This is a genomic window from Psychrobacter sp. PL19 (assembly GCF_017875835.1).
In the GTDB taxonomy this organism is placed as follows: domain Bacteria; phylum Pseudomonadota; class Gammaproteobacteria; order Pseudomonadales; family Moraxellaceae; genus Psychrobacter.
The window spans coordinates 2,906,475-2,929,725 of the sequence record NZ_JAGING010000001.1; the positions used below are offsets into that span (position 1 = coordinate 2,906,475).

General features: G+C 44.5%; 18 protein-coding genes. 6 read left to right on the forward strand and 12 right to left on the reverse strand.

Going from position 1 to position 23,251, the window contains the following annotated elements; genetic code table 11:
* Window positions 1-239: 239 nt before the first annotated feature.
* The 4 genes from H4W00_RS11515 to H4W00_RS11530 form a co-directional block, all read right to left on the reverse strand.
* Entirely contained in the window at window positions 240-1,622 is a 1,383-nt protein-coding gene (locus H4W00_RS11515) for an NAD(P)-binding domain-containing protein (protein ID WP_209958376.1), read from the reverse strand.
* 241 nt (window positions 1,623-1,863) lie between these two features.
* Window positions 1,864-2,505 carry a MarC family protein gene (locus tag H4W00_RS11520; RefSeq protein WP_209958377.1) on the reverse strand — a complete coding sequence of 214 codons (642 nt, stop codon included), beginning with the start codon at window positions 2,503-2,505 and terminating at the stop codon, window positions 1,864-1,866.
* A gap of 254 nt (window positions 2,506-2,759) precedes the next feature.
* Window positions 2,760-3,620 (reverse strand): carboxylating nicotinate-nucleotide diphosphorylase, encoded by an 861-nt coding sequence (nadC, locus tag H4W00_RS11525; protein WP_209958379.1) that lies wholly within the window; start codon window positions 3,618-3,620, stop codon window positions 2,760-2,762.
* A gap of 474 nt (window positions 3,621-4,094) precedes the next feature.
* The gene (locus H4W00_RS11530; protein WP_209958382.1) at window positions 4,095-5,222 is read right to left on the reverse strand and encodes an NUDIX hydrolase; all 1,128 of its coding nucleotides are present in this window, start codon (window positions 5,220-5,222) and stop codon (window positions 4,095-4,097) included.
* Between the two features lie 776 nt (window positions 5,223-5,998).
* On the opposite strand from H4W00_RS11530, the gene nadA reads away from it, so the two are divergent.
* The 3 genes from nadA (at window position 5,999) to H4W00_RS11545 (ending at window position 10,542) form a co-directional block, all read left to right on the forward strand.
* A complete protein-coding gene (nadA, locus tag H4W00_RS11535) occupies window positions 5,999-7,138 on the forward strand; it encodes a quinolinate synthase NadA (RefSeq protein ID WP_209958383.1) in 1,140 nt (379 codons plus the stop codon).
* Between the two features lies 1 nt (window position 7,139).
* On the forward strand, window positions 7,140-9,428 hold the full coding sequence (locus H4W00_RS11540) for an L-aspartate oxidase (RefSeq protein ID WP_209958386.1): 2,289 nt from the start codon (window positions 7,140-7,142) through the stop codon (window positions 9,426-9,428).
* A 202-nt stretch (window positions 9,429-9,630) separates the two neighbouring features.
* Window positions 9,631-10,542, forward strand: a complete 912-nt coding sequence (locus H4W00_RS11545) for a lysine exporter LysO family protein (RefSeq protein WP_209958387.1) — start codon at window positions 9,631-9,633, stop codon at window positions 10,540-10,542.
* Between the two features lie 26 nt (window positions 10,543-10,568).
* Here the strand turns inward: H4W00_RS11545 and H4W00_RS11550 are convergent, their stop codons facing one another.
* The 5 genes from H4W00_RS11550 to H4W00_RS11570 form a co-directional block, all read right to left on the reverse strand.
* On the reverse strand, window positions 10,569-11,258 hold the full coding sequence (locus tag H4W00_RS11550; protein WP_209958389.1) for an OmpA family protein: 690 nt from the start codon (window positions 11,256-11,258) through the stop codon (window positions 10,569-10,571).
* A 190-nt stretch (window positions 11,259-11,448) separates the two neighbouring features.
* Window positions 11,449-12,054: an OmpA family protein gene (locus H4W00_RS11555; protein ID WP_209958392.1), complete on the reverse strand. Its 606-nt coding sequence runs from the start codon at window positions 12,052-12,054 to the stop codon at window positions 11,449-11,451.
* A 35-nt stretch (window positions 12,055-12,089) separates the two neighbouring features.
* The gene (locus tag H4W00_RS11560; protein ID WP_209958393.1) at window positions 12,090-12,719 is read right to left on the reverse strand and encodes an OmpA family protein; all 630 of its coding nucleotides are present in this window, start codon (window positions 12,717-12,719) and stop codon (window positions 12,090-12,092) included.
* 26 nt (window positions 12,720-12,745) lie between these two features.
* Window positions 12,746-14,074: an FAD-dependent monooxygenase gene (locus H4W00_RS11565; RefSeq protein WP_209958395.1), complete on the reverse strand. Its 1,329-nt coding sequence runs from the start codon at window positions 14,072-14,074 to the stop codon at window positions 12,746-12,748.
* 74 nt (window positions 14,075-14,148) lie between these two features.
* A complete protein-coding gene (locus tag H4W00_RS11570) occupies window positions 14,149-15,411 on the reverse strand; it encodes an FAD-dependent monooxygenase (protein WP_209959218.1) in 1,263 nt (420 codons plus the stop codon).
* Window positions 15,412-16,250: 839 nt separating this feature from the next.
* On the opposite strand from H4W00_RS11570, the gene H4W00_RS11575 reads away from it, so the two are divergent.
* Together H4W00_RS11575 and ybeY are read left to right on the forward strand one after the other, a co-directional pair.
* Entirely contained in the window at window positions 16,251-17,339 is a 1,089-nt protein-coding gene (locus H4W00_RS11575; protein WP_209959219.1) for a PhoH family protein, read from the forward strand.
* Between the two features lie 163 nt (window positions 17,340-17,502).
* Window positions 17,503-18,096: an rRNA maturation RNase YbeY gene (gene ybeY, locus H4W00_RS11580; protein ID WP_209958398.1), complete on the forward strand. Its 594-nt coding sequence runs from the start codon at window positions 17,503-17,505 to the stop codon at window positions 18,094-18,096.
* A 123-nt stretch (window positions 18,097-18,219) separates the two neighbouring features.
* On the opposite strand, the gene H4W00_RS11585 is transcribed toward ybeY, so the two are convergent.
* Window positions 18,220-19,095, reverse strand: coding sequence for a mechanosensitive ion channel family protein (locus tag H4W00_RS11585; protein WP_209958400.1), 876 nt, complete (start codon window positions 19,093-19,095; stop codon window positions 18,220-18,222).
* Window positions 19,096-19,769: 674 nt separating this feature from the next.
* On the opposite strand from H4W00_RS11585, the gene H4W00_RS11590 reads away from it, so the two are divergent.
* A complete protein-coding gene (locus tag H4W00_RS11590; RefSeq protein WP_209958402.1) occupies window positions 19,770-20,549 on the forward strand; it encodes a hypothetical protein in 780 nt (259 codons plus the stop codon).
* Window positions 20,550-20,809: 260 nt separating this feature from the next.
* On the opposite strand, the gene H4W00_RS11595 is transcribed toward H4W00_RS11590, so the two are convergent.
* Window positions 20,810-21,679: a ferredoxin--NADP reductase gene (locus H4W00_RS11595; protein WP_209958404.1), complete on the reverse strand. Its 870-nt coding sequence runs from the start codon at window positions 21,677-21,679 to the stop codon at window positions 20,810-20,812.
* Between the two features lie 93 nt (window positions 21,680-21,772).
* Window positions 21,773-23,251: an NADH-quinone oxidoreductase subunit N gene (locus tag H4W00_RS11600; protein ID WP_209958406.1), complete on the reverse strand. Its 1,479-nt coding sequence runs from the start codon at window positions 23,249-23,251 to the stop codon at window positions 21,773-21,775.

Genomic DNA, 23,251 nt, shown 5'->3' on the forward strand with positions numbered 1-23,251 from the left:
AATATCGATATATAACCTACTGCTGGCATACGTTTTTCTTGCTTGCTGTGCCTACGCAGACAGAGGCTGCAAAAAACTCATACCAGCAGTACCGTCGCGTTTTTAAGGTACTTTAAGTATATCTCAAAGCTAAAATATCAGAGCTAAAATATCGGAGCTAAAAAAGCCAAACACTTAATATTGAGGTGTTTGGCTTGATCTAGTTTATTCACTTTAAGGATAAAATGACTCAACAGTATTTATGAGGCTTTTTTGGTCTTTTTACTTTCGATGAATGATAAGTTCAAAAAATGCTCTAGTGAATCATCAAGAATATCCAACCAAGGCACCGGTAATTTAGGCGCTAAAGTGCCCGTTAAGGTAGAGCGGAACGCTTTTTCTCTAAAGCTCATAATATTGGCAGTCTTGTCCTTCTTCCACTGCTTAAAGATTTCGCCTTGCTTTTCTACTGCAAACTCAGGGTAATCGGTCGCATTGGTTAAATCACGGATATAGCTCGCTTGGAAATCTATCTCTTCATAAGCGCTATTCACCTGCGTATAGTCCGCTAGCCACTGTTGTTCATCTGCTTGGCGGGTGGCTAAATCCGGCAATTTAATATCCTCTAAAATAACATCGCGCACATACCAAGCTTGGGCATCGAACATATTAAAGGTGAAGTATTGATCTTGCATGCCTAAGTAAATCAGCTTGGGATTCGGCTGCCAAAAGATACCCTTGTATAGATTAGCCGGGTACAGGCAGTTATGAGTTTGCAAACGCAACTCATCAGGCATAAAGCGGAAATGGAACAGATAGCCCGTGCACATAATCACCGCATCAAAACGTTGGCTGGTGCCATCGACGAAATGTGCGATATCGCCTTCAAAATGAGTTAGTAATGGCACTTCACTAATACCATCAGGCCAGTCATAACCTATCGGGTTACTGCGATAGCTGATAGTCACTGAGTTGGTACCGTACTTATAACACTGGGTGCCAATATCTTCGGCGGAGTAACTGCTACCAATCAATAAAATATCTTGGTCTTTGAACTCTAAAGCATCGCGGAAGTCATGGGCATGCATTACTCGGCCAGGATATTCTTCTAGGCCTTTAAAATAGGGCATATTGGGCGTTGAGAAATGACCGGTCGCCACTACCACATAATCAAATTCATTGGTTTCTTGCTCACCCGTTTTATGGTTCATGACCGTCACGGTGAACTTTTGGGTATCATCATCAAAGGTAACCCAGCGTACAGGACATTCAAAGCGGATATATTTGCGAATGTCTTGGTTATTAATGCGCCCCATGATGTAGTCTTTTAACACTTCACGTGGCGGGTACGACGGAATTGGTTGACCAAAATGTTCTTCAAACGAATAATCTGCAAACTCTAAGCATTCTTTGGGGCCATTCGACCACAGATAACGATACATGCTGCCGTGTACTGGTTCGCCGTGCTTATCTAAACCAGTGCGCCAGGTATAGTTCCACATCCCGCCGATATCATTTTGTTTTTCATAACAAACTATCTCTGGCAAATCTTTAACACCGGCCAATCGAGCCGCTTCAAAAGCCCTTAATTGTGCCAAACCGCTTGGACCTGCACCTAAAATAGCAATTTTTGTCTTACTCAAAATCAGCTCCCGCTAACGATAAATGAGCCCTATTATAACATATTCTCATGAATGCCATTTTTAGGTATTGGTTTTACGACTAGGAGGACTGTGGTAATGAGTTTTACGCACGGCTATTGAGACTGCTATTTGCAGCATAAAAAATGGGAAACATACATAGATTTAGGGACGGCACAGTGTTATTGGGGTGAGTTTTTTCAAGGTCATTCCATCAACCTTGCCTCAAGTTAGCAGATCACAGCTATATTAAATCAGGAAATAGCGTGCGTAGGCCACTGACGATAATCTCAATAGCAACCGCGGCCAGTAACATACCCATAATCCGACTCATGATGTTAAGCCCAGTATCGCCCAACACGCGACTGATACGTCCGGCCGCCATCAAGGCCAAATAACAAAAGATACTAATCAATAAGCCCGCGATAATTACCGCAGACACTCGTAGGATGCCAGAAGTTTGTGACGAGTAAATAATAACAGTTGAGATACCACCTGGACCAATCATCATCGGAATGGCCAGTGGTACGACGGCCGAAGCAGTACTGGGTGGTCGGTCTTGAATATGATCAACGTCGAAGTTGTCAGCATCAGGCTTAACCGGGTTACCTTCACCATTCATCATATTAATGGCAATTAGAAAGACTAAAATACCACCCGCCATCTGGAACGAACCAATTGAAATGCCCAGCAGATTAAGCAGGGTCTCGCCAGCCACAGTAAAGAAGCTAATGGTAATAAAAATAGTCAGGCAAGCAATACGCGCCACTTTGCGTCGATCAATCATCGAGTAGCCGCGGGTCAAATCCAAAAATAGCGTCAAAGCGCTAAACGGATTGATCAGCACCATAAAGGCTAAAATAATTTTGATAATTTCAGTATCCACTGAACGCTCACTTTTCCATCGGCAAAAAGAGAAGGCCATCGTGCGTGTGCAACGATGACCCAATATTCGGTTAACAATGGCATTGTAGCATAAGCAGATAAGCGAGTTAAATCATTAACTTCAGAGGATTTGTCAGATCTGTATTTTTAACTAAATATTAGCCCATTTACGATAATATGAAACCGATCAAACCCATCAATAAAGTCACCTTTAGCAGTCAACGTTGAACATCTTATTAATACTAAGCATAACAGCTAAGCACTAAAATCAAGGCCAATATCCAGCGCAGTGGTACTGTGAGTCAGGTAACCCATAGCGATAAAATCAACGCCTGTTTTTGCGGCGGCTTGCACATTTTCAGGGGTGATACCACCTGAAGCTTCGGTTTTTGCGCGTCCTTTGCACATCGCAACCGCCTGAGTCAATATGTCAGGGGGCATATTATCCAGTAACACTAGGCTCACGCCAGCCTCTAGTGCCAATGCCAGTTGTGCCAAGTTATCAACCTCGACCTCAATCGGAATCAGATGACCAGCAAACGCTTGCGCTTGCTGAATGGCAGTAGTGATATCACCGGCAATCGCGATATGATTGTCTTTAATCAAAATAGCATCATCCAATCCTAAGCGATGGTTGCGTCCACCGCCGCAACGTACCGCGTACTTCTGTACAATTCGCAGTCCGGGAATGGTCTTACGGGTACAGGTAATCTGCGCCGGATAATCGGCCACGCTATCGACAATCTGCCGGGTAGCGGTCGCGATACCACTCAAATGAGTCATAAAATTCAGTGCAGTGCGTTCTGCAGTCAGTAAATGGCGCGCATTACCGCGAACGGTGGCTAATACCGTGTCAGCGTCCACACTCTCACCATCGCTAACCGTTGCGACAAACTCAATCTGCGCATCGATTAAGACAAAAGCCAATCGCGCTAAATCCATACCGCAAATCACACCCGCTTGCCGTGCCTTGATCTGTAATTGCGCTTGCATGTCTGCTGGAATAGTCGCTTGTGAAGTCACGTCACCGCGCCGACCCAAGTCTTCCGTCAGTGCCGCTGCTACTAACGGCTTAAGCAACACCTGATCTAACGCTGGCTCTGCTTTATTTGTCATATCTACCCCTTGCTTGACGCTTTATTAATATCAGTGCTGTTTATTAGAGTGCTATTTATTACAGTGCTATTTGTTAGAACGCTGTCTGTCTAAACTTAACCGTTCCTTAAATTTAACCGTCACTTAAGTTTAATCGTCGTTTGATTTCAGGGATCACTTAAGTTCAGCCACTTACTTCAGTTTAATGGTTTATTTAAACTCAAAATGAGCATAAATAGTGAGGCATAAATATAGCGTAAAGCAAGCGCGCTCGCAAGATAAAACCAATAGGCTCACGAGGCACAATAGATATTTGGATAGAATAACTGGAATTTTATGAGCAGTTATTTGCGGGCATTTCTTCGTAAATATTTATCAAAAGTGCCTGTAGCTGATCTAATTTAAAAAGAACAGCGTTTAAAAAAGACATAACATTGCTGGTATGGATTTTTTGCAGCCGCTGTCACACTGGCGAACATCAAGCAAAAAATACAGCTATTTACGCTTGGGTAACTTGCTGTCCATCAGCAAGCTTTGTAGTTCGATATCATGACGGAAGCGATAAAGTTTTGCGGGGCGGCCACGCTGGGCGCTACTACTGTCCCCAGTGGGCATGACTAAATTTTGCGAATCAAGCAAACGGCGGAAATTTTGTTTGTGCAAAGGCACACCTGATAAGGCCTCCACACTTTGTTGTAACTGCGACAAGCTGAACACTTCAGGCATCAAGCCAAAGATCAGCGGTCGATATTCAATCTTGGCACGTAGCCTTGAAATAGCGGTAGCGATCACCCGGCGGTGGTCATAATACATCGGCACCCCCATCACTTGCGACCAATCTGTGGGTAGCTTATTAGGCTGATGATTAGATAAGTGAGTGGATGGATAGCTGGGTGAATAGTCAGGCGACTCAGGAATTAGACCGGCTTCATATAACATCTCATAACGCAGCAGGACATGTTCTGCAACCCACTCGTACTCATGCTCGTATTCATGCTCGTACTTAGTAGTCGAATACTGGTTACTGTGGTTTTCATAACTGTGGTCTTCATGACGGTCGCTTACTTGATCGTCAGTATTTTGATCTTTGTCTTGGTTATTGTTTAAAAACTCCGTACCCACCCCCCAACACAAGCCAATACGCTGACGCCGACGGTACCGGACAGAGACATCTTCAGCGGTATCTGCCCAAGCCAATAAGGCTGGGACAAGCAAGCGCATAATAATATCGGGTGTGCCTTCTAAGTGATTTTCCCATGGGAAGTAATCGTACCAATCGCGCCATAACGCCTGGCTTTGTAACTTAGCGGTTTGGGTCTCTTGTACCAGCCCTAGATAGCTGACGTAGACCAACGCATGACCATCAACATTACGCCGACTGGTATCAACAAAGGTATATAACTGCTCTAAATAGCCCAGTGGCTGTTGGGTCTGTTCTTCGACCCACTGACGCACGCCTGCTTGCAATGAGCGATGTAATGGCATCAAAGGCCCGTTAGGCAATAGCTTACCCTGGTCTACCGTTAGAACCCGCGCAGTATGATCAGTGATAGCGACTAACACCGCGACCACCTCAGTGGTGCCACTGCCCTGCTGGTGCGCATGTGAATAAGACAATGTCATGGTTATTTGTGATTACCTTTTATTATTAATGAGTGGCTGATCTGTTGACAAAATAATAGCTCAATAGCCAAGTATAAGTATAACGTGAATGTAGGGTGAAGATAGCATGAGCATAATTATGAATGCCGACTTATCTTCTTAGGCGCCATCATGACCATACTGAATTGCCATACTGAATTGCCATGCTGAATTGCCACACTGAAAAACCGTACCAGAAACCGCGCTATAGTTAAAATACCTTAAAAATGCGACGGTACTGCTGGTATCAGCTCTTTGCAGTCTCTGTCTGCGTAGGCACAGCAAGCAATAGCAACTTACGCAAGCAAGAGCAACGTATACCAGCAGTAGGTTATGTATCAATATTACTTTTCATTGACTACAGAAAATATGTTTAATGATCAATGGCAACTTTAACAAAAGTTCCGCAGAAACCACTTGCACTTATGCTCAATAAGAGCATAATTAAGCCCTTGTATCAAAACAGCGGCTTTGTTCTGCCCTATCTCACCCACTTTTAGCTGTTTACTACTATCAATCCCAAAAAGTAAAGATAACGACTGATACCAAGGCAAGTACAGCCATCAATAAGCTCAGGGATCTTAAATAAGTCTGACTGAGCCTATTGATACTATAGTCAAAATACCTTAAAAACGCGACGGTATGTGTCGATATTACTTTGCATTGACTATAGATTATTACTTGAGAAGACTATTACTTGAGAAAACTGTTACTTGAGAAGACTATTACTGTCGCTATCGCACCAGAGGCTTGTCCCTATGAAAACGTATCCCTATGACGCTCCGCTACTCAGTACTGATAACCGCAGTGCGATCCAGCTTAATATCGAATATGCCAAGGCCAAGATACCGGTAGACTTACCGCGTTCCGAGCGTTTGCTGGTTGAAGACCGTATTAAACAGCTGTTAAAGGAGCATAATGCGGTATTAGTCGCCCATTACTATGTTGACCCTTTCATTCAAGACTTGGCCCTAGCAACTGGTGGCTGTGTGGGCGACTCATTAGAGATGGCACGCTTTGGTCAAGCGCATAGCGCGCAGACACTAGTAGTGGCCGGGGTGCGCTTTATGGGTGAGTCTGCGAAAATTCTGAGCATGGAAAAAACCGTCCTGATGCCCGATTTAGAGGCAGAGTGTTCACTTGATTTGGGCTGTCCTGCCGATGAGTTTTCAGCCTTTTGTGACGCCCATCCCGAGCGTACAGTGGTGGTTTATGCCAATACCAGCGCGGCGGTCAAAGCGCGGGCAGATTGGGTAGTAACCTCATCAGTGGGCATTGACATTGTCCGTCACCTACATGAGCAAGGCGAGCCGATTATTTGGGGCCCTGATCGACATTTGGGTAAGTACATTGCGCAAGAAACCGGCGCAGATATGCTGTTATGGCAAGGCTCATGCTTGGTACACAACGAGTTTAAAGCCACCGAACTCATGCAATTAAAACAAGAACACCCACAGGCAAAAGTGTTGGTACATCCTGAGTCGCCCGATAGCGTCGTACAGTTGGCTGATGTGGTCGGTTCGACCAGCAAGTTACTGCAATCGACTTATGAAATGGACGCCGATACCTTTATTGTTGCCACTGACTTGGGTATCTTACACGAAATGCAAAAGCGCTCACCACACAAACATTTTCTAGCCGCGCCGACTGCCGGTGAAAGTGCCAGCTGTAAAAGCTGTGCTTTTTGTCCTTGGATGGCGATGAATGGCCTACAAGGCATTGAGCAATGCTTGACCAATAACAGCGGCGAAGTCGATTTAACGATAGAGCTGGCAACAGCGGCCAGAAAGCCCTTACAACGTATGCTTGATTTCGCCAAATTGCAACAGCAACGGGTGGCCGCCAGTGGTGATATTGTCAAGGACCGTCCCCTGTTTGCCAACGTCGGAGCAGCCTAATATGAACACAGTATTAACAGCTGATAAAGTGGGCCTCGATAAGCCGGGCTTGAACGACCTCACTCATGTCAGTGCTCATGTCAGTGCTCATGTCAGTGCTCATGTCAGTGCTCATAACAGTAACAGCGACAATAACGATAATGGCGCTATCCATACTGATGTCTTAATTATTGGTGCAGGATTGGCAGGTCTAAGTACCGCGCTGGCCTTGCCAAAGTCGCTAAGCATTACCCTATTGAGTAAGGCCGCACTTGAGACTTGTTCAAGTCACTATGCCCAAGGTGGTATCGCTGCCAGCTTGGATAAAAATGACCAGGTCGCTGACCATGTAGCGGATACCTTGATTGCTGGCGCAGGACTGTGTGCCACTGATAACACCACCAGTATTTTGAGCGCGGGGCAACAAGCCGTACAGTGGCTGTGTGCACAAGGCGTGCCTTTTACTCAGATTCCCCAGCAAAGCCCACAAGACCTAATAGCCAATGCTATTCCGACTACTGGCGCTTTAGCTGAGTTAAAAACTGCTGACTTACATTTGACTCAAGAAGGCGGGCACGGCTGTCGTCGAGTTGCACATGCTGACGACGCTACAGGTCGGCATATCATGCAGACGCTATCGGCCCAAGCGCAGGTCGCTGGCAATATAACTATTTTACCTTACCATGAGGCGCTAGAATTATTGACAGAGCCTCTCACAGAACCCTTCACAGAACGCTTGAGTAATACTGTCACCAACCAATCTGAGACGTCCAGCCAGTCGCAACATTCTCATGATCGCCACCCTTCTCAACACGCAAAGGGCGCGCTGGTCTTTGACCATAACACTCAGCGCCGACGAACTTTTTATAGTCGCGCGATAGTGTTGGCAAGCGGTGGTTTGGGACAGTTATTCCAACGTGCCAGCGCACCCAACGTCTGTGTGGGTGACGGAGTGATGATGGCTTGGCAAGCAGGCTGTCGCTTAGCAAATTTGGAATTCATCCAATTTCATCCGACTGGCTTGGCATTGGGCAACAGTAGCTTTTTGGTCTCAGAGGCTCTGCGCGGCGAAGGGGGTCGGTTGTATTGTCCGCAGACCGGCCAACGCTTTATGCTGAATGTTGACTCACGTGCAGAGCTGGCCCCACGAGATATTGTCGCTCGAGCAATTAGCGAGCAAATCACCAATAATGGCCTCGGTTACGTGCATCTTGACGTCAGCCACTTGCCAGCTGAATTCTTACGACAGCATTTTCCGCAGATTTATCAGACCTTATTAGACCTAGGTATCGATATCACTACCGATCCCGTTCCAGTTGCGCCTACCGCGCATTATAGTTGTGGCGGTGTGGTTACTTGTGCGGATGGTCTGACTGATTTACCGGGACTATATGCAGCTGGCGAAGTCGCTTATACCGGCTTGCATGGTGCCAACCGCTTGGCGAGTAACTCTTTATTAGAGTGTGTGGTGGTTGGCCGTAATATTGCCGCTCATCTACCTAGCTATCTGGCAGCGACGCCTGAGTTACCGGTTGATATCAAGTTCAATACTAGGTCAAATGCCGAAATCAATACCCAATTTAATACCGAACCCAATACTGAGCTTGATGCTGAATCAGTAGCTTTAGCTGCTACCATTTGGACGTCACCAAAAATACTGAGCACACAATCTATTACTCTGCCTTCAGCTGTCATGTCGGCTCATACTGATTATACCCCTAGTATTGATCCGAGTGCTGATGTAAGTACTAATGTAAGTACTAATGTAAGTACTGATGATATTACCGCTGAGCTAAAAGCCTTAATGAGCAACCACATGGGCATCATGCGCAGCGCTGAAACGTTGGAGCAAGCACTGGTACAGATCCAACAATGGCAACAAACAATTAAAGAGTCTGACTCAATCTCAGAGAGCTTGACTTCAAAGAGCGATGCGTTAAAGGATTTAGCTACAGAGCATTCAAGTACAGATGACTTAAATGGAGCTAATAGTGCTAATAGCTCTACTACTCTTAAAAAGCTGGCAAATTTTCAGCTAACGCGGCAATTGCAGTTAGCGACCCTGATTATTCAATCCGCTTATCAGCGCTGTGAAAGTCGCGGTGGCCATTATCGACAAGACTACCCGCAGTTGGCCAGCACGCCGTTAGTAAGTATTATCGAGCCTTTCACAAGCCAAATATATAGCATTGATAGCATTGATAGCATTGATGTAATTGATACGATAGAGGAACCGATAGCGTGGTTACCACAGGCTCTCGTAAGTAGTCATAATGGTGCTAAGCAATTACAAACGGCAGTGGCGATCTAATGACCTTGGTAATTTAGCCTGGTTGCTACTAAGATTAACGACTACAGCTATTTACTAGTTTTACGCTCGCTTGATATTTGACTTTAGGGGCTTGGTCTACAAGCCCCTACTCGAATCATGATTTTTACACGCTCATGCCAGCATTATTCGCCTAATATGTTACAATCCTAGGTTTGCCAAAAATCTTACGAGCCTGCCCCTCATGCAAAGCATAATCACCCTTGTTTTAGTCTTAATGCCGCTATTTATTGGCTTTATTATTCCTAGCAACCCAAAGTTGACGGCGTTTTCTGAAAAGGGCTTGTCTTATCTAGTATTTATTATCCTAACGCTTATCGGTATTGAGCTGTCACAGGTGGAAGAGCTTGGCAGTCAATTGGGCGAAATTGCCTTATATGTGGCCGTATTGTCGATACTGACCATTGCCGCTGGGCTGTTTGCGCTGATGCTGTTTGATCATTGGCGGCCATGGCATGCCAAACAACCAAGCACTAAGTCACAGCAACACCGAGTCAGTATCCGTGGCAGCTTAACCCAAGTAATTTGTGTGGTTATTGGCTTTGTGATTGGGCACTTTTTGCCAGCTGCTTATATGCCGCATGAGAGCAGCATGACCATAATGCTGATGCTATTAATCCTGCTGGTCGGTATCGGCCTTAAGGGCTCGGGCATCACTCTCAAAGAAGTGCTGCTGAATAAACGTGGTGTGGAGATGAGTGTTATCTTTACCCTATCAGTATTGGTTGGTGGCCTGGTGTTCGCGCTGTTGTTTGCCGACGTGTCATGGACTAAAGGGCTGGCATTGGCGTCGGGCTTCGGTTGGTATTCGCTATCGGCAATTGTGATGACCGATGCTTATGGGGCCATTTGGGGCAGTGTGGCGTTATTTAATGACTTGATACGTGAGTTTTTTGCGTTGTTATTTATTCCAGTGTTTATGCGTCAGTATCCGTCAGCGGCAGTAGGGCTTGGCGGCGCGACCAGTATGGACTTTACCTTACCCATTATTCAGCAATCTGGCGGACTAAAAGTCGTGCCATTAGCCATCAGCTTTGGCTTTATTATTAATATTGTCTCACCAGTACTGATGGTGGTATTTTCGGCGTTGGGGTAAAGACAAATAATAATGGTTAATCATAACTATTCAAACTTGTCACAGTGCTTTGCATATTCACCATATCTTTGTATATAATAATCATATTCAAGATTCATTAAGTCACTCACGTTACTGCTCGCCATCAAAGTTACACGGCTTTGCTTTGACTTGATATTTTTGAGTTTAAGCGCTTTAAAGTTACGGTCTAAAGCGCCTGTATCTATAGAAAGATATTTGTTTGAGCACTCATAAGTACGGATACGCTCAGCAGTAATATCATGTTGCAATACTAGGGTATTCTTGATGATAAGCGCTCGATTGCGCGCTAAAGAATTAAAACCAAAATTTGCTAAAGATTCGTCATTAATTTCATTCAATGCTGCATGACCAAAAATAAAAACATTGGCTTCTGGGTACTCATTGATCGTTTCTGCCATTTTTATAAAGTCTGCATCATAGATAGCAGGCAATTGACTGCTCATTGGCGGGAAAAAGCCATTGAACTCCATTTCAAGTGCTTCGCCTCCCTCAATTATTATTTCACAACCTTTAGCATCTACTACCGTATAAGGTGGCGTTTCAGGACACTCGTCTATACTATCAAGCACACCATCACCATCTGAATCAGGAATATCTGCTTGCATCGTCCTGATATTTTCATGTTGAGGTGTGGTTTTGGGCGTTATGATTTCGGTAGTCTGGCAGCCAGCTAATGTTATAGAGGCTGCTAACAAAACAGCACTGTTGAGTCTCAGTTTCGTAGTCATTATTTATCTTACCTAACGTAGTGAAAAGGCCAATTATCATTGATAGTTACTGAAGAAGGACAACTTACGCCGTTTACATTCACTAATTTATGATTGCTGTATTTAAAACTCGATACACCTATCTAAGTTTGAGTGGCTTTAATAATAAATTGATTTTTTATTCTTGAGGTTCAGACGCAATCGCATAAACGCGCCGGTTCAACATATTGCCCTCTTCACTATCAGACGGCGCAATCGGTCTTCTTGCGCCATACTCAGTCGCCGTGATGCGCTCAGAGGCAATGTTATATTTAGATATTAAATAATTCTTAACTTTATTCGCTCTGTCTTGCGCTAAAGCATTCGCTTTGTCTATAGAAGCGCTATCGACTTCAGTTCTTGAGTTATGACCTTCAATCAATATGGTGGCGTTTTTATACTCTTGCAATCTCATTCCTACTTTATCCAGCTCAAGCTGGTACTCTGGCGATAGCTCACTACTACCTTTAGCAAAAAAGGCGCGATACTCCATTTTTAGACCTATACCAGGAACCGTAAAAGGACAGCCTCTTTCATCTACTATCACGTTATACGGAGTGGCTGGGCACTGGTCTATATCATCAGGTACGCCATCACCATCTGAATCAGAAATATCTGCTTGCATCGTCATGATATCCTCATATTGAGGTGCATCTTTAAGCGGCGTAGTCGTAGTAGTTTGACAGCCAGCTAGAGTTACAGATGCTGCTAGTAGCAATAAAGTGCGGTAGCTTTTAATTGTCATTATTATTCTCTCTTCATCCAGAATGACTTATGGCTTTATTTGTCATCATTTTCAATTTTTTTAAAACGTTCAACATCATACTCTGCGTTACTTATCATGATATAGACACGTTGATTCAGATCACTGCCTTCGGCGTTATCATCTGGCGCAATAGGTCGCTCTGATCCATAGTAAAAAGTCTTAATACGATTAGGGGCGATCTTATATTTTAATATCAAATAATTCTTAACGCCTTCAACGCGTTCTTTAGATAGTGTTTGATTGGTTGTGTGGTCTTCACGTTTTGAGATGTGACCATCAATAATACTTATAGCTTCCGAACGCTGCTGCATTCTCTCACCTAGTCTGTTTAGCTCTTCATAATATTGACTTTTTATCTCACTACTATTTTCATTGTAGAAAGCTCTAGCCTCCATTTTGAAGCTATTTTCATCAGGAAGTAGCGAAGCAGGACAGCCATTTGGATCGACCACCATGTTATACGGAGTGCCTGGGCACAGGTCTAACTCGTCAGCCACACCATCACCATCGCTATCCAAACTAATCGAAACAATTGGCATATTGATAGTTTTAATTTTCTGATTAGACAAATCGGCTGTTTGGCAACCGGTCAGAGCTAAGGCACCTATCATAACCGTCGCTATTGTCCATAACTTAACGTTCATACTCTACTCTTCACTAAGTCAAAACCCTAGACCCCACTCGCCTGCTTGGCAAACAAACGCATTAACGGTTTGATTTTACTGACCCGAGACATGCCTTCGTTACGCAATTGTTGTATCGGTCGCAGTTGCGCAAACTCGCCAGCAAACAGCCAGTTAAGCGCAGAAAAACTATGCATCATTAGACTGTTATGCGGACGACGCATCCGCTCATAAGTGCGCAGCGTTTGATTGGCTCCCCATAATTTGCCACCACTACGAGCAAAATCATGCTCGAGCTGATCACTTAATGCCTGCACATCGAGCATACCGAGATTCAGTCCTTGACCCGCTAATGGATGCACCCCGTGCGCGGCATCACCAATCAAGACTAAGTTATCAGCGACATAATTGCGCGCCTGCTGGGCCATTAATGGAAAGCTAGCAATCGACTCAATCTGATTGATAGCGCCAAGCTCATAGGTACTGGCAGCTGCTAATTTGTCAGCGATAATTCGTGGCTCTTGAATCTCAAGCTCAAGCGCTTGATTGCGTGGCAAAGTCCAGACCACTGACTGCCAATGCTGCGGATTGACCTTATCCTCATCTGTAATATCAGCCAAGGGTAATAATGCTAGCGTACCAGTAGGCAGCATTGCTTGGCGAGCGGTCGCTTGATGCGGTTTTGCAGTTTTAATGGCACAGCAAATCGCGGTCTGCTTATAATCCAAAGTATCCAGCTCAATTCCAGCTTGCCGGCGCACAAACGAACCACGGCCATCAGAGCCAACTAACAGATTCGCCTCAATAGCAGTCTCATTATCTAAAGTGATACGGTAGCCTTGTTCAGATCCTAGCCAATCCATTTGCATCACCTTATGGCCAGCGATGACGGTCAGATAATCACTTACATCGTCTTCGAACAAGCGCTGCCAAAGGGCATACTCAATAACCGTAGGCTCTACCATACTACCAAGTAGCTTGGGCGTATCACTGCCTTCAGTACCCTTTTCGTTATTACCAGTAGCGTTATTATCAGTACCCTTGTTATCAGTACCCTTGTTATCAGCACAGTCATCACCGAACTTTAACTCGCCAATCCCATTGAGTTGCCAGACCTGCATTTGTGAATAATCGGCTTTGCGCTCTGATGCTGCTATCTTCTGCCACACACCAATATCTGTTAACAAACCAATGCTGGCCAGGCTGAGCGCATAGACACGGGCATCTCGTTGGCTGAGCTTATCTTGCCAATGAGCATCATCACGTTTAGGCCTCGCATCGACCAATGTCACTGGCCGCTTTGCTTGTGCCAGCTTGAGCGCCAGACTGGCACCGACGATACCGCCGCCAATAATAAGCGTATGGTCATTTTTCATAAGATATCCTTTATTAATAGCAGCTGACAAAGCTAAAAGTGGTTCGAGTTACTATTTAAAAACTCTGTTAAAGCTTAAGATTTTAGACCCATCGCATAATTAGCAATCAATGGTTTGATATTGGGTAACTTATCAAAGGCAACCAAGGCCACATTACGTGCCAGCTTAATAACCGGATTGGGATGGGTAAAGCCATGTACGATCGCATCACAGAAGCGAATCACCCGCTTTTGATCGGTTTGCCGTGACTTCTCGTAGCGTTTTAACAGTTGTGGATCACCAATATCGGCGCCTTTAAGCACTTGCGTACTCATCATTTGCGCGAGCACATGCGCATCGCGCATACACAGGTTAAAGCCCTGACCGGCTACCGGATGTAAGGTATGTGCTGCATTGCCCATGATGACGCAGCGGCCATCCACTTGTGCATCTGCCAGTACCTTGGTTAGTGGATAAGCACCGCGGCGACCCGCAGTGACGAACCTGCCAGCGCGCTCACCAAAGGCCTGCTGCAAGGTCTGCAAAAAATGCGCATCATCTTCTAGGTATTGTGCTTCCTCACCCGTTGGGCAGACCCAAACCACAGAACGGCGGTAGCCCGTCTGATACTCATCATTGCCATCACCGTTCGGATCAGTCAGCGGCAATACAGCCAGTGGTCCTGCTGGACTAAAACGCTCAATAGCGACATGCTCATGCGGCTGATCAGTCTCGACCACACCCACAATAGCGGTTTGCTGATAATCATAGGTGGTCGTGCCAATATTTAACAGCTGACGCACAGTCGAATCGCGACCATCGCAGGCCACTAATACACTGCCCTGTAATTGCTGCTCATGCTCGTCGCTATCATAATAATTGAAGCTAAGGGTAACTCCAGCAGTTGATTGCGACCCTGACTGCTGCTTAATAGCAATGACATTGGCATTGTCTATCAAGGTAATCAGCGACTCCTGTTGCGCCGCTAATAATAGCTTACGCCCCAGCCACGCATTTTCCATCACTTGTCCAAATGATTCAACCTGCTCATCAGCTTTATTCAACTGCGCGATCCCAAAACTGCCTTGTTCGCTAATCTGCACCGCATCAATACGGCAGGCGTGACTTTGTAGCGCTGACCACAGGCCAATCTCTTGATAAATTTGTACCGTCCGCCGTGATAGCGCAGTATTGCGACTGTCTAAATAATGATTACGATTGCTGTCATCATTGGGACTGATGGTTGGATAGTTGTTTTTTTCTAACAAGGTGCTGCTAATACCGTGATGCGCTAATAGTAAAGCATAGGATAAACCGACATGGCCACCACCAACGATAAGCACTTGCTGTTCGGTCAGTTTTGCCGTACTTGCTTGGTTAAGCGTCTCACTCGCTTGGTTACTATGAGCCGTGTTGTTATGAGCGGTGTTGCTAGCCACATTATCAGTCGCATTGTCAGTTGAATTATCAATTGCTTTGGATTGTTCAGCATTTGAATCTTGCAAACCATTATTATCCATCATCATTGATCCTATTAAGGTGTTACCATCATTACAGTCATCTCTGATAGAGCGGCTGCTCGTAGCATTATTTTTATAGCTTTGTTATGTGATTTTTTTACATAGAGTTGGTTTAACTTTTTATTTGTTTTCTATATTACTGGTAACCCAGATACATATTTGAGCACTATTAACAGATAACGAATGAACAATTACTAGAGCCTAATAGATTACCACAGATTGGCTAAATTTCCGTGAGTGTCACTGTGTCTGCCGAGTATAATTATGACTTTTAAGCGGTTGCTATGAGTGAGTTAACGGTTAGCCGATAGCAGAATCAGCACAAACTCTTAGTGATAAATGACACAAATAATGGCTTTAGCTCAGCTGCTTGCAATCCACATACAAAACAGCCTAGTCTAGCGCTACACAATGCTTGAAATTTAGAAACTATCAACCATAATGATAGCAGTACCCTTACTTTCACCTCTATTAAAATAACTGACCAGCAACCCTATTAACCGTCACATTTTAACCGTCACATTTAAATACGCACTTAAAAAAACAGCTTTTTGAATTTAACATTACCGTATTGACTACTTTATATATTTAGCCTATCCATATTATGGTGTTATAACGATGACGTTGTGACCATGATATCAGGCCATTAATACAAGGATAATCGCTTGACTGACTCCATGAGCCGCCGTGTAAAATTTGAATCGTTGACCCCAGCCCAACTTAAAACCGTGCTTGGTGAATATAATAATCACATGAAATATATCCAAACCCGCCTTAATATTAAAATCAGTCAGCGCCAAGGCGATTTTTGCCTGAGTGGTGATTTGGCAGATGTTGAACGCGCTGAACGTATCTTATATAAGCTGGTGGATGAAACTCAAAACACTAAGAATATCACTCCAGAAGAGCTACATCTGATTATCCAATCGAGTATTGCGCGTGACCAAGACGTGGAAGACGATGCGCCAACAGAAATTAGCGAAAATCCAGATGATTTAGACTCGCCTAGCGACTTTACCCCTATTAGCCTGCGTACTCGTAACGGCAAAATCATCCCACGCGGTGGTAACCAGCAGCGCTATGTTAAGGATATTCTATCGTCTGATGTGTCATTTGGTATTGGCCCTGCAGGTACTGGTAAAACCTATCTAGCGGTAGCCTGTGCCGTTGATATGATCGAGCGTAACGAGATTGAACGTATCTTACTGGTACGTCCTGCGGTTGAGGCTGGGGAGAAACTTGGCTTCTTGCCAGGCGACTTAACCCAAAAAATTGACCCCTATCTCCGTCCTTTGTATGATGCGCTATATGAAATGCTAGGCTTTGAAAAAGTAGGCAAAATGCTTGAGCGTCAAGTGATCGAAGTTGCCCCGTTAGCCTATATGCGCGGCCGGACGCTGAACAATTCATTTGTAATCTTAGATGAGGCCCAAAACACCACACCTGAGCAGATGAAAATGTTTTTAACCCGTTTAGGCTTTGGTTCACGGGCGGTGATTACTGGTGACATTACCCAGGTCGATTTACCGCGTGGTACTAAGTCTGGGCTGACGCAAGCAATGGAAATCTTAAGTGATATAGAAGAGATTCATATCACTAAATTTGATTCAAAGGATGTGGTACGCCATCAGTTGGTACAAAAAATCGTTGAAGCTTATGATGTGTTTGACGAAAAAGAAGAAATGCTCAAAGAACGGCGTAAGCAAGAGCGACTGGCTGAACAAGAACATAAACAGGCGATAGCAAACGCGGCCGCTAGGTTGTAATTCATAGTCCCACACCCGTACTATTAACGAGCTAATATTAGATCGCAAAAGCCGCATCAGATATGCGGCTTTTTTATGATTGACAGCTTATGGGCTATAGTCGATCCAACTTACAAAGGACACAGTGCCATGAAAACAGTGGCGTTAATGAAAGGAAAAACTGATGAAGCAAGCCAATGACGAAAATGATCCTATGGACAACGATAACGCTACTGAACTAACGATCAGCGGTGCGGATAGCATTGATGCCGAGCTGCTCAATACATTTTATACCGAGGATATTTTGCTACCAGTCGTGTTAGCGACTTTAGATTATATGAATCAGCGGCTTAAAACTGGTCTTGAGCTGCCTTACTTTGTGGATATAGATGAGGCGTTGTGGCAACAAAAACCTAAAGCCTTGGATATCTATATCACTGATAGTAATGAGGGGCGAGCACTAAACTTAGAGGCGCTTGGTAAAGATTATCCGACCAATATTTTGTCTTATCCAAGTGATTTTCCTGCCGCCGTGTTTGAGCTGATGCCGACCATACCACTGGGTGAACTGATTATATGTCATGAAGTAATGGTGCGGGAAGCTGCTGAGCAAGACAAGACTGTGGCACAGCATATTAGCCATTTATTAATCCATGGCGTGCTGCACTTATTCGGCTTTGATCATATAACCGGGCAAGCTGAGCAAGATCAAATGGAAAGCTTTGAGATTGATATTTTGGCGCGCTTGGCACTGCCTAACCCTTATCTCGAAAATTAATAGCAGCATTAAGAACAGTACAGTTGAGACAATTCAAAAAAGAGACAGTGCGGCTGGTACTGCTTACCATCACTGTCCTCGTTAGCTTGAGTTTGTGGATGAGGGTTCAAGTAATAGATGGCATTAATCTTTATCTGGCAACGGCTTTTGCGCCTGATTCATATTATTGACCATCTGATCCAAGCCTTTAACATGCACACTGCGCTGCGGGAATGGGATATCGATTTTGTTGTCATCAAGCGCGTATTTAAGCTGCTCGAGTAAATCGCACTGCATGTCCCACCAGTCCGCATTAGTGGTCCAAACATTCAAAGTCAAATCAACCGAATTATCACCCAAGTTAGTGACTCGCACGATAGGCGCAGGATCACTAAAGGAAACCGGATTGCTGGCGGCCAAATCTAGCATAATATTTTTGGCGGTTTTGATATCCGCATCATAACCAATACCTATGGTGATATCCACGCGGCGATTGGGTAGCGAGCTATAGTTGGTAGTGGCTGAAGTAGTGATATCGCTGTTTGGGAAAATAATATCGTGGTTGTTGGTCGTGGTTATATGAGTATTGACCAAGGTAATCTCAGTCACGGTACCCGTGAAGCCGTTGACTTGGATAAAATCACCACGCACAAAGGGCCGAAAGGTCACAATCATAATGCCAGCAGCGAAGTTTGACAGCTGATCTTTTAACGACAGACCAACCGCGATAGCCACACCACCCAAGATAGCCACGACTGAGGTGGTTTGTACGCCTATTTTACTGAGCGCCGCTAGCACCACGATCACCAATAAAATGCCGTATAACAACCGGCTCAAAAAGCTGGCGACTGTATCATCTAAACGACTACGTAACATGATGCGATTGGCGATAGTAATGGCTTTTTTAGCCAGCCAACGTCCAACCAACAGTATTACTAACGCCAAGACCACTTTAAGTAGTAATGTTAAGGCACTGTCTGTCAGTGCCGCAACATCAAGCGTAAACCCTAAAAACTCCATACCTACTCTTCTTTATTAAATATAGTTAAAATACCTTAAAAACGCGACGGTACTGCTGGTATAAGCTTTTTGCAGCCTCTGTCTGCGTAGGCACAGCAAGCAAGAAAAACGTATGCCAGCAGTAGGTTATGTATCGATATTACTTCTCATTGACTATAGTTTTATTTTTTATAAACTTTAAGTTTTATAACCTTTAAAGCCACAATTACACTTGGTATCAAGCACTCATAGTATCAAGTACTCATAGTATCAAGTACTCATAGTGTCAAGTACTCATAGTGTCAAGTACTCATAGTGTCAAATACGCACTTTAACGCTGTTTCTCAAACGCAGTCTTTAGCGCAGTTGTTGACGTTTTTCGCATATTCAAACTTAAATACACCCAGCTCAAACAACGACTCGGGCAGTTTAGCATTATTCGTTACCTTCTTTAGGTTATTTGCTACAATGTGGTGCCTTCAGTTTTGCACCATGCTATTTTGCTATATACTATTTTTAAGATCTATTTTACTAGCTGTGTTCTTATTTAGCGCCCTATTCGCAACGGGCTGGACCTAAATATTCGTAGTCAAACCGTCATATTTACACGGTAATATTTAAACAGTCGTATTCAAACAATCAGACTTAAACCACCCTACTTAGCCCTACCAAAATCAGTCATAAGGATAATAAGTTTGAGCAAATTTGATGACCTTGATCATACTAATAATTTTGATCACTTCTCTGACAATCTCGGTTACCGTTTTGAAGAGTCCTTTAGTGATGGTTGGGACAGCCTAACCCAAACCATCAAAAACCTCTATAACAAAACTACCGACAAGCTTGATGACGAGATTCGCTTGCCAGTCGCACAAAATTACGTCAATGATGCGTTACAAAAGTTCGTTACTGACAATGTTAAAGCGATCTTAGAGCTGCGTGTTGAGCTGCATGATGACTGGTTTCGCTTGTATTGTACGGTCAATGCTGTGGGTATTTATGTGGAAGTAGCCAGTAATTTTTATCTCGTGCATGCCCAGCTTGACCGTAATGTACAGCGCTTGGTCTTTCAACAACAGACCTATACCGACGTGCTTAACTTGCGCTGTGAGTCCCTTGCCAAGCGCCAAGGTGTTAAGCTGGCCATCTGGTTTTATCACAGCGTACTCAAAAAAGACCCTTTAGGGGTTATTTTGTCCTATATCAATATTGCGCGTGCCAAAGATGACATCATTTATCTAGATATTCATCGCTGGCTCAAAAAGAATAAAAAAATTATGAGCACCTTACACAAGGTGCAAGTCAATTATGGCGAGGTCGAAGAAGAGCAGCTGGTGTTAAAGGCGCAAATTAATTACCGTGATTTATTAAGTGGTAGTAGCGGCGAAGACATCATCGGCGATGACGATGAACCCGAACTGATGCACGGCCCTATTAATCCTTTAGGGAACGCGATTGAACCAAGCCAGGTCTAATAAGACCAGATGTTAGCGTTTCAGCTACAGTCGATCCCATTTAAAATGGACACAGTGTGGCTGGTATAAGCTTTTTGCCGCCTCTGTCTGCGTAGGCACAGCAAGCAAGAAAAACTTATGCCAGCAGTAGGTTATGTATCGATATTACGTTTCATTGACTGTAGCTCTTACCCAAACCAAAACGCCGCGACCTTAGTATTAATAAGGCCGCGGCTTTTTTGTGTCAATCTAGATTAATGTTCATCAATCTACCAATGATTCTACCAATAATTTTCTACTGCGATATTACCTTCACCGCGGCGATTCATCACTAATCCTAGGGTTTTAAGCGCTTCTTTAGTGTCCTCCACCATCTCCGGATTACCGCATAACATCACGTGCGTGCTATCAACATCCAATGCAATGCCAGCTTGCTGTTGTAGCGTGCCATCTAATAATAGCTTGGGTAGACGCTCGGTTAGCGCCCCTTCGACATGCTCGCGAGTGACGATCGGAATAAAGATCAAGCGGGCTGGATTGTCGACTAGTGAGCCAAAGTCATCTTGCAATTGCTTAATCTTATCGACGTATGCGAGCTCTTCGGATGTGCGAGCGCTGTAAGCCAGTATGATGTGCTCATAATCCTGCCAGGTCTGCATATCCTGTAGCATCGACAAGAAGGGTGCCAGCCCAGTTCCAGTGGCCAACAACCATAAGTCTTTGGGATATGGCTTTTGGTAACGCGCTAAGGTTAAAAACCCGAATGGCAGGGTGTTGAGTAACAGCTCATCGCCCACTTCGAGATATTGCAGCTGCGAAGTAAAGGCACCATCAGGAATAACAATAGAGAAGAATTCTAATATTTCATCGAATGGCGATGACACAATAGAATAGCCGCGAAAAATATCTTCGTTCGGCGCGGCATCAGACGCCAGTACTGTGGCTGAGTCAGCGCTTGATTCTGAATCTTGCTGCGAGTCTTTACCTAGTTGTTGATAGTAGTGCAGATCACTAGGGTTGAGTCCCAAACGCACAAACTGCCCCGCCGTAAACTTAAAGCTATCCGGACGGGTGACCGTAAAACTAAAGAGACTGGGCGTCCAGGTGGTTTTACTAAGGACTTTAACGGTTTGGATATTGTCTTCGCTCATAAAGATTATTCACTTATAGTCATTATTATGTATTTAATCGTCAGGCTGTATGTATTGCTAGCTACTGCTTATCATAACATCCTCACGCTTAGCCTACCAAATACGCGCCATGCTTGACCATACAATGAGGCTGTTTGGTAATACGCCAAAGAACACAATCATCGCAGTCACAGCAATCACCATAATACCGCCCATCCGGATACCCCACTGCCCGGCAGCGTCAAACTCAATAAACTCTTTTGGACGCTTAAATAGCGTTAACATCACACGCAGATAGTAGAACAAGCCGATTGAACTGCCTAAGATAATCATCGCGGCTAAGAACCACTGGGTCCCCTGTACCGCAGACAAGATAGCGAATAGCTTGGTAATAAAGCCTGCGGTTAATGGAATACCTGCTAACGACAGCATCATAATAGTCATTACTGCCGTCAATACCGGACGTCGCCAAAATAACCCTTGATAATGGATCAATTCACTGGCATCACTAGACAAACGATAAGGACTCGACATCAGGGTCACGACCCCAAAGGCACCAATAGAGGTAAAGGCATAAACCGCCATATACATGCTAGAAATACTATCAGCAGCCGAGCCAATACTGACAATAACGATCAGTACATAACCCATATGGGCAATAGAAGAATAACCCAGTAGGCGTTTGAGATTGGTCTGACGCACAGCCAATAGGTTACCGATGAGAATTGATAAAGTCGCCATGACCATGATCAGCATCTGTACCGATGGCAAGGCCAATAAGGAGGTATCAATTAAGAAACGCACGGCCAGTGCCATCATCGCCACTTTCGTGACTGATGCCAGATAGGTGGCGATAGGTGCTGGCGCGCCTTCATACACATCTGGGGTCCAAGCATGAAAAGGCGCTGCCGATAGCTTAAAGGCAATACCAAACATCATCATCGCCGACCCTAGTATCAATAGTGGCGATTCAAAGAAATCACCTAACATGAAACTAATAGCCTTAAAGCTTAACGAGCCCACTTCCGCATAAATAAACGCCATACCCATTAATAAGGTAGCGGACGCTGTCCCTGATAGGACCAAATATTTAAGCCCTGATTCAAGCGATTTATTACGTAAAAAGGTATAAGACAGCAGACCGTATAAAGGTACTGACAATAGCTCTAAACTCATAAAGAATGAGGTCATATGCTGAGCACAGACCATGAGCAGTGCGCCGGTAGTCGATAACAACATCAGCAAATACAGCTCATCTTTATTGTCTTTTAGCTTGGCTAAATAGGCGTATGACAAGGTACAACACGCCAGCGCACAGATCAGAATCACCACCATATTGAACTGGGCAAAATTATCAACCACGAACAGCTGCTCAGCGACTGGCGTTACCGATCCATTACTGAGTATCCCGGTTATTTGTCCGAGCAAGGTAAATAAGGCGATGTTCAACCCTACCACTGTCAGTGTGCCAGTAACCACATGCGAGCGTTTGATGGTGATAGCAATCATCACCACCAATGAGGTAATCACCACTACCATGATTGGCGCGTAAGGCAGCAGCCCCATCAAATCATTCATCGTAAATTCATTCAT